This window comes from Acetobacter sacchari, assembly GCF_017377715.1.
Lineage (GTDB): Bacteria > Pseudomonadota > Alphaproteobacteria > Acetobacterales > Acetobacteraceae > Acetobacter > Acetobacter sacchari.
On the sequence record NZ_JAFVMF010000015.1, the window covers coordinates 102,672 to 114,574 of the forward strand.

General features: G+C 59.1%; 12 protein-coding genes and 1 tRNA gene. 6 read left to right on the forward strand and 7 right to left on the reverse strand.

Annotation, left to right across the window (positions count from 1 at the left end):
• Nucleotides 1–490 precede the first annotated feature (490 nt).
• From J2D73_RS14180 to J2D73_RS14200, 5 genes are all read right to left on the reverse strand, one after another.
• Entirely contained in the window at nt 491–1,627 is a 1,137-nt protein-coding gene (locus J2D73_RS14180) for a Gfo/Idh/MocA family protein (protein WP_207882308.1), read from the reverse strand.
• Nucleotides 1,628–1,633: 6 nt separating this feature from the next.
• Nucleotides 1,634–2,689: a sugar phosphate isomerase/epimerase family protein gene (locus J2D73_RS14185; RefSeq protein WP_207882310.1), complete on the reverse strand. Its 1,056-nt coding sequence runs from the start codon at nt 2,687–2,689 to the stop codon at nt 1,634–1,636.
• A gap of 798 nt (nt 2,690–3,487) precedes the next feature.
• Nucleotides 3,488–6,481 carry a glycosyltransferase gene (locus J2D73_RS14190; RefSeq protein ID WP_207882312.1) on the reverse strand — a complete coding sequence of 998 codons (2,994 nt, stop codon included), beginning with the start codon at nt 6,479–6,481 and terminating at the stop codon, nt 3,488–3,490.
• Between the two features lie 119 nt (nt 6,482–6,600).
• Nucleotides 6,601–7,098 carry a protein-export chaperone SecB gene (locus J2D73_RS14195; RefSeq protein WP_207882314.1) on the reverse strand — a complete coding sequence of 166 codons (498 nt, stop codon included), beginning with the start codon at nt 7,096–7,098 and terminating at the stop codon, nt 6,601–6,603.
• Nucleotides 7,099–7,195: 97 nt separating this feature from the next.
• Complete coding sequence (locus tag J2D73_RS14200) at nt 7,196–7,501, reverse strand: hypothetical protein (RefSeq protein WP_086643952.1); 306 nt, start codon at nt 7,499–7,501, stop codon at nt 7,196–7,198.
• A gap of 180 nt (nt 7,502–7,681) precedes the next feature.
• Here J2D73_RS14200 and J2D73_RS14205 point away from each other — a divergent pair, with 180 nt between their 5' ends.
• The 5 genes from J2D73_RS14205 (at nt 7,682) to J2D73_RS14225 (ending at nt 10,923) form a co-directional block, all read left to right on the forward strand.
• Entirely contained in the window at nt 7,682–8,029 is a 348-nt protein-coding gene (locus tag J2D73_RS14205; RefSeq protein WP_207882316.1) for a lipopolysaccharide assembly protein LapA domain-containing protein, read from the forward strand.
• Nucleotides 8,030–8,042: 13 nt separating this feature from the next.
• Complete coding sequence (pyrF, locus tag J2D73_RS14210) at nt 8,043–8,750, forward strand: orotidine-5'-phosphate decarboxylase (RefSeq protein ID WP_207882318.1); 708 nt, start codon at nt 8,043–8,045, stop codon at nt 8,748–8,750.
• Nucleotides 8,747–9,436 (forward strand): phosphoribosylanthranilate isomerase, encoded by a 690-nt coding sequence (locus J2D73_RS14215; protein WP_207882320.1) that lies wholly within the window; start codon nt 8,747–8,749, stop codon nt 9,434–9,436. Before pyrF ends, J2D73_RS14215 begins: the two co-directional genes overlap by 4 nt.
• Before the next feature lie 13 nt (nt 9,437–9,449).
• Nucleotides 9,450–9,540: transfer RNA gene (locus J2D73_RS14220), tRNA-Ser, on the forward strand.
• 771 nt (nt 9,541–10,311) lie between these two features.
• A complete protein-coding gene (locus tag J2D73_RS14225; RefSeq protein WP_207882322.1) occupies nt 10,312–10,923 on the forward strand; it encodes a hypothetical protein in 612 nt (203 codons plus the stop codon).
• A gap of 27 nt (nt 10,924–10,950) precedes the next feature.
• Here the strand turns inward: J2D73_RS14225 and J2D73_RS14230 are convergent, their stop codons facing one another.
• A complete protein-coding gene (locus tag J2D73_RS14230) occupies nt 10,951–11,271 on the reverse strand; it encodes a hypothetical protein (RefSeq protein WP_207882324.1) in 321 nt (106 codons plus the stop codon).
• On the opposite strand from J2D73_RS14230, the gene J2D73_RS14235 reads away from it, so the two are divergent.
• Nucleotides 11,262–11,549 carry a hypothetical protein gene (locus J2D73_RS14235; RefSeq protein ID WP_207882326.1) on the forward strand — a complete coding sequence of 96 codons (288 nt, stop codon included), beginning with the start codon at nt 11,262–11,264 and terminating at the stop codon, nt 11,547–11,549. The genes J2D73_RS14230 and J2D73_RS14235 overlap by 10 nt on opposite strands.
• Here the strand turns inward: J2D73_RS14235 and J2D73_RS14240 are convergent.
• Nucleotides 11,521–11,903, reverse strand: a 383-nt coding sequence (locus J2D73_RS14240) for a hypothetical protein (protein WP_207882328.1), incomplete at its 5' end; no start/stop codon positions are given. The two genes, J2D73_RS14235 and J2D73_RS14240, sit on opposite strands and share 29 nt — an antisense overlap.

Below are 11,903 nucleotides of genomic sequence, written 5' to 3' on the forward strand. Positions count from 1 at the left end.
AGTATATAAAGACAGATCAACGTGGACGGCAAGTGTCATTTTGACTACCTCACGATGTCATTATAGGGGAGTCCATCTCTGGCGTTGGGCACGGTTGCAAATAACCACTACTTCGTGCCGCACAGTGGGCGTCACGGGACTATCAGGCGCATGATTTCCGCAATCGTCCGCTCCTGAGTCAAAATTCGTAACCTGAGCAAGACGGTTGCCACGAGAATATTACAAAAAAACATCAGGCCGACTCTACAATATTTAATAATTCCGCGAGAATATTCATCGAATACCCAAAAGTAATAAATATACATCATCGAATATTTTAACGGAGAAACTTTAATTCTAAAAAATTATTATAGATAGATTTTCTATCGCTCTGAACGCATTCGACGTGCCTCAGAGCCTTGCATGACCGGGAACGCAATCCGGCGCGCCTTCCCCCGACGCCCGAGAAAAACGTCCCCGTCCGAGCTTCATCTCGCACCCGTTCGTCGGGTTACATCTCGACCCAGATATTACCCTTTTCAGCCGACGTCAGAGTCGCATCAATGAACCGCATACCCCTAACGCCCGCATCAAGCCCCGAAATCTCTCCGGCTTCCGTTTCCGAAGACGGTGTCAAATCCTCTGAACGTATCAAACTGGCGGCGTCGCGATATAATTGCGCGAACGCCTCGTAAAATCCCTCAGGATGCCCAGTCGGCAAACTGCCCTCTCCGGGCTGCTCGCCCCTTCTCATCAACCGCTCACACCCACCGGTGTCGGCCACCACGAGCTGGTTCGGTGTTTCCTGCGCCCAGGACAACGCCCCCTTCTCGCCGCAGACGCGCAGGGTCAATGCATTACGGGCCCCCAACGTGACCTGGCTGCACCACAAAGAACCGGTGGCCCCATTGGCAAACTTCAGCAACATACGCGCATCATCATTGACTGCGCGATTTCCCACCGGCGACGCCGTCATGGCCAACAGAGATTCACAGTGTTGACCCGACACATATTCCGCCAGGTGAAACGCGTGGGTGCCAATATCGCCGACGGCGCCGCCACGGCCGCCTTTGGAGGGGTCAGTCCGCCATTCCGCCTGCTTGTTACCTGCGTCCTCGATCGACGTCGCCAGCCAATCCTGCAAATATTCGACAGTAACCGAACGTATGCGTCCCAGCGCTCCCTCGACGATCATTCGCCGCGCCTTACGGATCATCGGATACGCTGAATAGGTATGGGTCAGGACAAAAACCACATTCCGCCGCCTAAGCGTCGCTTGCAGTGCATCGATCCCGTCCCACGTGGCCGCCAGCGGCTTGTCACAAATGACGTGGACACCCTGTTCAGCGAACGCCTGCGCAACAGGAACGTGCAGAAAATTTGGCGTAACAACTGATACGGCGTCGAGCCCGATCTTCACCGCGTCCCGCGCCATATCCCTGTAGTCGACGTAACACCATTCAGGAGCGATCCCTATCAACGCAGCGCTTTGTCGTGCTCGGTCCGGATTGGATGAAAAACACCCGGCAACGAGGTCAAAATCTCCGGAAAGGCGGGCGGCGGCACGATGCACCGCGCCAATAAAGGCTCCCTGACCGCCACCAACCATGCCCAGACGTAATGGTCGCTGATAACCCTGTAATTCCATGACCTGTCACCCCACGCCGAGAATTCGCGCCGCATCCTGCGTCGACAACTGAACGCCTGCGAAATCGTCAAACGATTTCTGCGTCGCGTCGATAATATGACCGGCTATTAACCCTGCTCCTTCTCGTGCCCCTGCCTCAGGGCTTTTGATGCAGCATTCCCACTCCAGCACGGCCCATCCATCGAAACCATACTGCGTCAGTTTCGAAAAGATCGCTTTGAAATCCACTTGTCCATCACCGATCGACCGGAAACGTCCCGCACGATTGACCCACCCTTCGTAACCGCCATAGACGCCCTGATCGGCAGTTGGACGAAATTCAGCGTCTTTCACGTGGAACATCTTTATTCTGTCGCGCCACTTATCGATAAACGCCAGATAGTCGAGCTGCTGAAGGACAAAATGGCTGGGGTCGAACAGGATGTTACAACGGCGATGGCCATTCACTTCTTTCAGGAACCTTTCGAAAGATGCGCCATCATGCAGATCCTCTCCGGGATGTAATTCGAAGCACAGATCGACACCCGCCTCGTCAAACTGGTCCAGAACGGGCCTCCACCGCTTGCCAAGCTCACTGAACGCCGTCTCGATCAGACCGACCGGGCGTTGCGGCCAAGGATACAGATACGGCCATGCCAATGCGCCGGAAAACGTTGCGTGCGCCGTGAGCCCCAGACGGCGGGACGCCTGAGCGGCGAGTTTCAACTGGCCTGCCGCCCATTGTTGCGTCGCGATCCGATCCCCCCGCACCGCCTCAGGGGCGAACGGCGCAAACAGTTCGTCATAAGCGGGATGAACTGCAAGCAACTGTCCCTGGATATGCGTGGAGAGCTCCGTAATCTCGACCCCGACTGCATCCAGGACGCCGCGAACCTGATTGCAATATTCGTCGCTATCCGCCGCCGCCTGCAAATCGAAAATCGACGGCGTATTGGTCGGAATCTGAATACCTTTGTATCCCTGTTTCGCCGCCCATTCAGCCAGGCCTTCGAGGCTATTGAACGGTGCAGATTCCCCGATGAACTGGGCAAGAAAAATGGCAGGACCTTTAATTGTCCGCATGGTCAGCCCCCTCACTGCAACAACTTCGCCCCCCATCGACGCTTACTCTCGCTGTCGAGAACGAGCTTATCACCACCCGGTCAACCTCGGAAACCAACCGGACCGACTTGTCCGTTCGGAGAGCGAAAGGAGATTTTTTATCAAGAACATATCTTTTCCAGATTCCTCCAACAATTCTGCCGCCGCAACGACGCCACATGGGGCGACGGGAGCCCACATACTTCAAGAGGAGACGTATTTATATCCATCACGTGGGCGCCGCCGATACGATTCGAGCAAAACTGCGGAGCATTTGGATTATCCGCACATTTCATATCAGACAACCCAAACTGGGCCCTAAGCCCACTGCGTCCTGGAAGATGGTATCCAGAACGTAACGTGTCTCGCGTTCCATTTTGACCCATGTTTTCGCACGCGGATAAAGCCTCGAACTGACACAGGTTCAACCTCCTGTGTGAGCGACTGGATCCACCGGAAGAGAAAGGCGCAAGCGGTTGTCCGATCCTGCCAACCGTTCTGCGCCACGAATTACACGAGCGGACTTATCGCCCAGATCGGCGAGAACACCCGAAATCCATCTATATCTCGAGAACGGCCAGGGCCGCAGAATTATTCCGCTCTAGTTTCTTTCAGCCCTTGGCAATCAATTTTGGCCACCGAAACATCTGGCGCTCTGCTAAACGCTCACAAAACACCCAAGCCAAGCAATCAAAGTTTCAACGCGGGATTTCAGAGAAAAAATTCGCCCCCCAAATATTATACTGAAAAATTTCCAGAGAACGCCAATGCGTCCCTCACCTATATCTGCAGCGTGCTGGCTGCAAAAACACGTTGCAGAATTGCATTAAGGCGCACCGTGTATGATTTTTCGCTGTTCTCGTCTTCAAGCGCACGTAAGGCGCCCGTGCGCACCGCGCTCCAGAACTCTTCGTCGGCATACAAGGACGCAACGCGCGAGGCGAACCGGGACGGGTCATCGACCGGACCAGAAACGATTTCCAGACCGTCGCGCCAGCCGAGTTGACGGCAGAGAAGATCGGACGCGACGACAGGAAGGCCGTACGAAGCCGCCTCATGCACCTTATAGGGCACGCCTCCCGCAAAGCGTGTAGGCGCCACGAATATCTTGTGAGAAGCGTAAAGCGGCGCGACATCATCGACCGCGCCCAACAATTCGACGCCGGGAAACGCGCCGAGCGAGCTCAGATCGACGCCTGCCCCCCGGTATCCTGCAACAGTGAGGCGTATGTCAGCCCCTGACGCTTCACGCACCAGCGGCAGTACATGCTGGATAAACCAGACGAGACTATCGTGATTCGGCGACCCAGTTTCATGCATCGCCCCGACAAACAATAAATCGCGCCGTTCCGCCCAATTCGTGGGTGTCGGGCGGACTGGCCGCATGTGCCCCAGCTCCATGACATTGGCGTATCCCGCTTGCCTGATCGCGTTGGCGTCCAGCGCGCTGGTAGCGACGACAGCCTGACACAACCATGCGTGCGTCAACTCAGCCGACACAGCGTCCGCCACCGACGAGGATTGGGGCTCGCCTGCCAGCTGCGCGCGAAGAGCGGTCCTCGGCGCGTCCAGCGCCTCCGTATCAAGCACAATTCCGTTCATAGGCAAGCCAGCCGCGTGCGCCAGAAGAATTGGCGCCAGGCGTTCGAGATTGTGGGTGCGGCCGACCCAAACACAATCGAAAACGCCGCTTCGCTCGGTCAGGAGCCTGTCGAAGTCTTTCAACTCCAGGCCGTTAAGAACCTCAACATCAGATGGAAATTCAGCGAGAATCTTGGAAAGCGGTTCGGTGGCCGAGTAAATTGGCGCCACAGTCACCTGATGACCGAGGCGGCTCATCGCGCGCACAATATCGTTCGAACGCACGAACCCAGAGCCAAGCCCGCGACATGGCACTTTGTCTTCGACAAATAGAATACGTTTGCGCGACGATGCCCCCAAACGCGCCCTGGCGCGAAGAGACGGCGCGGGCGGCGGTAAAGTCAGAAAACGCTCAGCATGGCGACTGCGCAGGGTGGCGCGATCTGATGCTTCCAACGTGACAGCTTCCGACGCGACGATGTCCACCGAGGCGAACATCTCAGGTTCGTAAAGAGTGGCGGCGTCAAGCGCTGCCGCCCGCAACCCAAGATCGACGATCGCTGCAGCCGGAGAGTCATACGCCCTGTCGAAACCATTCAGCGCGCCAAGCAACGCCCGGTCGACCATCAGGCAGGGCGTCGAACCGCAGGAAACTTCCCGCGAGAAACACGCCTCCGGCGTTTCGGGCGGAGCGCCTTCCTGATAACGCTCAAGAGAGGCGTCACGCCAAAGGATGGCCCCGGCCTCCAGCAATCGGCCATCCGGCCGAACGATGCGTCCGGTGACCAGACCGACCCGTTTTCGTCCAGATCCTCCGACCGCATCGAAATGGCTCAGCGCCGCCTGAACGGCCCCATGCCCCACCTGGACGCCCTGCCCTAACCAGAGCACCACCTGCGCCGTCAGATATGGCAACGCCGACGCCATGGCGTCGGCATGGGTGGCGCCACTTTCCAGCCTGATGACCCGAGCGCCGATAATGAATTGCTCTATACGCGCCGTGTCGTCCCGGGAGCCTGCGTCGACAATCACCAGTTCGGTAGGCTCATGAAATGTGCAACGTAACGCGGAAAGAGCGGCGAGCGTCTGGGGAAACCTGTTGCGCACGTGCACGACGACGCTCAACCGAGGCGTTCCACTGAAAGAAAAATCCAGCGGACGTCGCGCAAGAAGCGCAATCAGCGCCTCGGCGCGACACGCCGCGAGATGCTCATACTCACCTTGAGCGAGCGACGGCAGTGACTGGACCTGGGTCTCGCGGCGCGAAATCCAGTGGGCGAACGCGTCCCGAACCAGACCACGCTCGATGTCCTCACGCACCGTCCCCGAGTGAAAATACGCCTCAAGATCGATTTCCGGATGCGGACGCCGCCGCTCAAGACAGCCGAAACGAACGAAGTGCTCATAGCCCGATCGAAAATTTCCGGCCGCCACGGCTTCGCCGATATCCGGGTAGAGATCGAGATAGAAACTTTCGGAAAACCACGGGAGCGCCGAGAACTGGCCGGGCGTGCGGTTGGTCAGGAAATGCTGCAGCGCGCTTTGAAACAGACCATCACGCAAGGCCTTTCTGACTGCGGGATACGTCTCAAGATACCATGGAGCGTCGAAATACCACGACGTGCGACGAACATCAGCTTCCTGAGGGGCAGCCAGCAATGTGGCGAAAGCGCCTGTTTCGGGAATGGAGGACGCCGGATGCAACTCGTTGTCGGGCAGCGGCGACGGCGCGAGAAGTGAGTCGTTGTAAAAAAGCTGTGGATCGAAGAAGAGGCTGCCGGACCGAAACTCCCGGTCGCCCGTTCGCAGGTAATGATCGTAGCCGTTGAACGCCCCCGAACGATCAAGGGTCGCACGAGTCAGATCCGGGTAGCGGGACAGATACCAGGGCTCCGAAAACAGCCCGTTCGGCGACCGGTCTTCGTGACCGTATTGCGAGTAATGGTCAAAGCCTGAGACAAAGCCATTCTGGCGAATAGCCTCTTCAATGTCAGGATACGCGCCGCGATACCACAGCTCATCGAAATACTTGTTGGGCGATAGTCCGCGCGCGGCGCCTTCGTTCCGATAATGCGCCTCCAGCGCACCGTTGTCGGCGGCGGCCAGTTCTCCAAGCTCGGAAGCATAGCGAGCGCGGTACCAGTCGGCGTCAAAGCTGGACCAGACTGGCGTCTTCAAGGACTCCGGCGGCACTTTACCTCACCTTGCCTGAAAGCAAGCCTCGGCGATGCGTCGACTTGCAGGGTCAGATAGACGCCCCGAGTGAACATCGCCGCAGTCAACACGATCACACCTGACGTTGCCAGCAGGCGCTACGACTGGGCGCGACGGGTCCGCCACAGCGCCACGAAATCGATCTGCTGTAAAATGACGGGCAGGAATCCTGCTTCGCGAGTGAGATCAGCAAGGTAGTTGCGGGCGGCGGGAAACAACATTCTCGGCGCTTCCACCAGCAGCAACGGCTCAAAGGTCTCGGCTGTGGAGTTTCGCAGAGAAAACAGTCCGGCGTAGACGATCCTGGCGTTGAACAACGCGACAGGTTGCTGCCCTTCCGCGGGTGGCTCGCCCACCCCTTCGCAGCGCAGCACCAACTCGACTTCGAAGTCGGGAGAGTTCTCACCGATCTGTTTGGCGCCGACGTCCAGTTGCAGCGTCGTGTGCGGACGCTGGGGCGGTCGAGTGTGGATCAGTGGCGCGTTGTGGACGTCGAATGTGACGGAGCGGACATACTGCACACCCATAAGAATGGACGGACCAGTCTGCTGCTGGGCTCCGCCCGCGACTGACTCCATCGTGTTAGCATCGACCATCTTGAAGAACACGCTCCGTTTCGATGTATACCTTACAAAGGGTTCCGTAGCAGACATCGCGCGTATGAGCGAGTGCGGCGGTCAGCGAAGACCGTTTTCAGGCGAAGCGTCCATGCAACACGCCAAGAGCTGGCATCGGCTTCCACCCCTTTGGCAACTCGGCGCGGTGAATCGGCGCGATATGATAGGTCGGCGCCGGGTCAGGAGATTGCTCGAGAAAATGAGCGTAGGCGCGGACCTGATCACGCCGCCAGGCGCAATCCGTCAGGGCGGCTTCGCGCGTCGGATAGATATTCGCCACTTTTCGCGTGCGCCCGATCAGGGCGACGACGGCCCACATTCCATCCCGCGTATTTTCACCCCGTTTCCTGCCCGGCAAATCGAATGGCAGAATGGTAGTCATCGGTCGGGGCGATCCTTTCCAACCCGGGAGGACACGCCTTCTGACGGCGTTCCGTCACGACACCATGCACGGCGACCCGATGCAAGATTTCCCCGTCCAATTGACAGAACGCAGCCGATGGCCGAGCCATCAACCAGCGCTTTCCTTGCTCCGGGCGCAGCGTGACGTTAGGAACAGACCATGATCCGCCTTATTCTCATAATACCATTTCTGCTGGCGCTGATCCTCTTCGCCGCCAGCAATCAGGACTCCCTCCAGATGTGGCTCCTGACATACGGGTGGTCGTCGTCTGTAGGAATCGTGGCGTTGATCGTCGCCGCCATATCGTTTTTGCTCGGCGCGTTCTCCGTCTGGGTCGTGGAGCTGGCCCAGCGGCGGCGTGCGCGAAAAGCGGAAGCACAAATCCGTGAACTGAACGCCACGCTGGCGCAGCGCGACGCCGAACTTGCGCAGCTTCGTCGGGACGCAGTCATGGTTCCGCCGATTTCCGAGGCGTCCCACACCAGCCTGCCGCCGCAGCCGCTCTGAAAGCGAAACGGAGATGACCGATCGACAGACCGGGCTGATCGTCGCCCTGGACACGCGTGACCCGACGCAGGCGGAGCGCTGGGCGCAAGCGGTGACGCCCCACGCCTCGGTCATAAAACTTGGACTCGAATTCGCCTATGCGGCGGGCTTCGACGCCGTCGCGCGACTTGCCGCGGGGCGGGCGCTCTTCCTCGACCTCAAGCTGCATGACATCCCCAATACAGTCGGCGCAGCTGTCGGCAGTCTGACGAGTCTGAAGCCGGCCATGCTGACGATTCACGCAAGCGGCGGAAGCGCTATGGTCGCCGCCGCCAGCGCCGCGCGGAATGACGCATTTGACACTGCGACGCGGCCGCTGCTGCTTGCGGTCACGGTCCTGACCAGTCTGGACGACGCGGCGCTTGCAGAAACCGGGGTTGCGGGCGGCGCAAGGGCGCAGGTGCTGCGGTTGGCCGAACTCGCGCTACGCAACGGGGCGGACGGCCTTGTCTGTTCAGCCCATGAACTGGAAGCCCTGCGTCGCGAATTCGGCGAGTCTCCGGTATTGGTGACGCCCGGCATCCGCCCCGCAGGCGCTGCGGCAGGCGATCAGAAGCGCGTCATGACGCCGGGAGAGGCCCGCAGGGCCGGCGCCGACTGGATCGTGGTCGGCCGCCCCATCACTGGCGCAGACGACCCGGCCGCCGCCGCCGCCGCCATAGCGGCAGAACTGACGTCGTGAGCGGCGCAGTCGGCGTCAAGATTTGCGGGTTGACCGAAGAGGTCGGGGTCGCCGCCTGCATAGAATGTCGCGCCGACTGGATCGGTTTCAACTTCTTCAGCCGATCCCCACGTTACGTGACGCCCGAGCGCGCGCGCGGACTGGCCGCCATCGTGAAGGCCTCCGCGTTTCAGCCCGTCATCGTCGGATTGTTCGTCGAACCGTCCGAGCAGGAAATAGAGCGCGCGCTTGCTCATGCCCCCCTCGCCGCCATGCAGCTTTACGCCTCGCCCGAGCGTGCGCTCGTCCTGAGGGAGCGGTTTGGCCTGCCGACCTGGCTGTCTTGTCCGGTTTCGGACGCCGCCGACCTGCCAGCCGAGGGACGATTCGAGCGGCTTGTCGTCGAATCCCGCCCTCCGAAAGACGCGACGCGCCCCGGCGGCAATGGCGTCGCGTTTCCGTGGGCGATTACAGCCGACTGGGCCGCGCCATCGCCCTGGATGCTGGCGGGCGGCCTGCGGCCGGACACTGTCGCCCAGGCTATCGCTGAAAGCGGCGCGGTCGCAGTGGACGTCGCCTCCGGCGTCGAGCGCTCTCCGGGCGTCAAGGATCCTCATGCGATCCGGCGATTCATTGCGGCCGCACGCGACGAGAATGCGACCGAAAGCGCTTTCCCTCTTGAGTCTCGTGGAGATGCTGCTATCTAGCCTTGCCGACGCCGGAGAGATGGCCGAGCGGCTTAAGGCGCACGCTTGGAAAGCGTGTGTGCGTTAATAGCGTACCGTGGGTTCGAATCCCACTCTCTCCGCCAGATGATGTAAAAATTCCAAATAAAATCATATAGTTAACTCTGCATGAGTTTTTCCTCCCCCTCTTGTTACCCCTCTTAAAAACGGCGCTCCCGAGAAACAGATGGGAACATTGGGGGACGCATAGGCTCCATGAGGCGTGGTTCTCATATGCGGCCGACTGCGCTGTGGAGTTGCCAGGCGGACTACGGCTAGGCAGCCGCTTACCTTTAATATATTGCGCCCGCGCGGCATTCGCTTTGCTCCCCGCATGCACATCCGGGCCTTAGGGCCGGGGACAGTTGTCGGGGGCGATTCTGGACCGAATCTCTGAAATTTGCCGATTCTGGTAACGGATGCGTCGAATTTCACGACCACATAATTCTCATGATTTTCGGCAATCCTTTAGTCGGTATCTAAAGGTTATTGTGTTCATTTCTTGTTCACGAACTTTCTTTAGTCCCTTGCAAAGAAATGAGTTGTTCTTCCGGCGTGCAGGAATTTTCCTGCACAACGAGAGGACGCAGACGATGAATACTCAATTCATTCACATTAGTGCCTACTCTCTCAGTGGAGCGCCGTCGGGTTCCAGCGTGAGTTCGGTTCTTGATGAGGCGGCGCGAAGACCGGGCGCTAGTCCGCACGTTAAGCAGCCACTTCCGCCGGTTCCAGTTTTCGGTTGTTCGATCGATGAACTGGAAGTGGAACATCATGCGCGGGTTATCGCAGCGCGCACGGAAACGAAAAACGGTCCCCGTAGGATACGAGGTAGCCAATCCACGCTCCTCACGGTCGTGGCGTCATACCCCGGCGGCGGCATGATGCTGGAGTGGCAGCGCGGGACGGTCAGGTGGCTACAAAGGCAGTTTGGCGCTGCCCTGAGAAGTGTCATCCGTCACGATGACGAGAGTTACCCCCACCTCCATGCGTATGTATTGCCCACTACCCCCAATATGCGTGCGGCGGACCTCCACCCGGGCGCGCGGGCAAAGCGGCGTGCGATGGACGCTGGAGCCAGCAACAAGGCCGGGGACATCGCCTACAAAGAGGCAATGCGGCTATGGCAAGACAGTTACTGGCAGGATGTCGGGGCGCGTTGTGGCCTCGAACGCATCGGTCCAGCGCGCCAACGACTCAGTCGTGCTGAGTGGAGGACTGCTGACCGTGTTAATCGCCTATTGCGTGATCACGAAGCCAAGCTGCAGAGCGTGCGAAGGCTGCATGAGCGGCGAATGGATCGAGAATACGGGCTATTGCAGATCGTGAAGCGCTACATCCCGAAGCAGGCATGGGATATGGCGATGGCGCGCGCGGAAGAGCGGATTGCGGAGATAGAGCCAAACCTGAGCGATCTCGTCCACGATACTGAATCTGGCCTAGCTCCTGAGCCTGACTTCGAACCGTAGACGCTGTTGGCTCCAAGGTCAGTCCACTCATGCCCTAGCCGTCCCAACAGGCGTGCGACCCAAAAGCTCACGCCTGCGGACGACAGCAATCGCGGTTTCGTTGACGATGGATCGGATTGCGTCCTCCATCGTCAAACCGCCTGAGATATAATAGTGCGGCGTCTCGACTGCTGACCTCCGCATGTTCTCCATGAACGTCGCCTCATCAACGCCATTCAACACACTCAACTCGGCAAGATGCATCCCGAAGCTGTAATTTGCGGATCGAAGATCTCCGGATAGCTCCCCACACAGCTTTTCTATGGTGTCAGCCGGGCTGCCTGCTCTATCGTCCTCGCATGTCAGCATGGTTTTATCTCTTCGCTCTCGTCTTCGCGTATTTCTGGCTCACGGGCCGGTTGTTCGCTGGGGTGATGCTGTTCGCGTTCATGCGATACTTGGCGGAGAGCAGCTATGTTTCTGCTCACTTCCTCGATTATTACGCTGAGGTCGTGTCGATCTCGTTCGGCCCATGGATGCTTTGGCAGGTGTGGAAGGCGCATCTTGCTCGGCTGGAAGCGAGGAAAGATGTCGCCTTCGGAGAGTGGGCCGGAAAGACTACCTGGAATCTCTCCCGTAGGGATTGACCAACATATTATCGAGATAGCCAAGAGTCTTGTCGCGCGTGGTCGCAGCCCTTGCGGCTGCGCGCCTGGACGCCGCCTCAGACAGTAGCTTTCCGCCATAGCCAGCCAGCATCCCGCCATCGATACCGCCGGTGAGAAGCCCCCCGAGACCAACGCCTGCCGATCCGGCGATCTTGGCCGCAGCGCCCTGCGCCATATCCAGAAGCTTGCTGTTCGTGAACAGGTTGACGCTGCTGTCAGACCCTCTCGCTTTCCCAAGGTCGATACGTGACGCAAGGCGCATGTCGTCGCGCAGATCCGTGAGCGCCTGTATCTGCTCGTCGGTCACGCTGTCTGCCTCGCGCACGCCGGGCT

What these genes read in the sequence shown, in the direction of transcription:
- J2D73_RS14180 (WP_207882308.1), bottom strand. Translation starts at nt 1,627, where the DNA reads ATGGAATTACAGGGTTATCAGCGACCATTACGTCTGGGCATGGTTGGT.
- J2D73_RS14185 (WP_207882310.1), bottom strand. Translation starts at nt 2,689, where the DNA reads ATGCGGACAATTAAAGGTCCTGCCATTTTTCTTGCCCAGTTCATCGGG.
- J2D73_RS14195 (WP_207882314.1), bottom strand. Translation starts at nt 7,098, where the DNA reads ATGGTCGATGCTAACACGATGGAGTCAGTCGCGGGCGGAGCCCAGCAG.
- J2D73_RS14200 (WP_086643952.1), bottom strand. Translation starts at nt 7,501, where the DNA reads ATGACTACCATTCTGCCATTCGATTTGCCGGGCAGGAAACGGGGTGAA.
- J2D73_RS14205 (WP_207882316.1), top strand. Translation starts at nt 7,682, where the DNA reads ATGATCCGCCTTATTCTCATAATACCATTTCTGCTGGCGCTGATCCTC.
- pyrF (WP_207882318.1), top strand. Translation starts at nt 8,043, where the DNA reads ATGACCGATCGACAGACCGGGCTGATCGTCGCCCTGGACACGCGTGAC.
- J2D73_RS14235 (WP_207882326.1), top strand. Translation starts at nt 11,262, where the DNA reads ATGTCAGCATGGTTTTATCTCTTCGCTCTCGTCTTCGCGTATTTCTGG.
- J2D73_RS14230 (WP_207882324.1), bottom strand. Translation starts at nt 11,271, where the DNA reads ATGCTGACATGCGAGGACGATAGAGCAGGCAGCCCGGCTGACACCATA.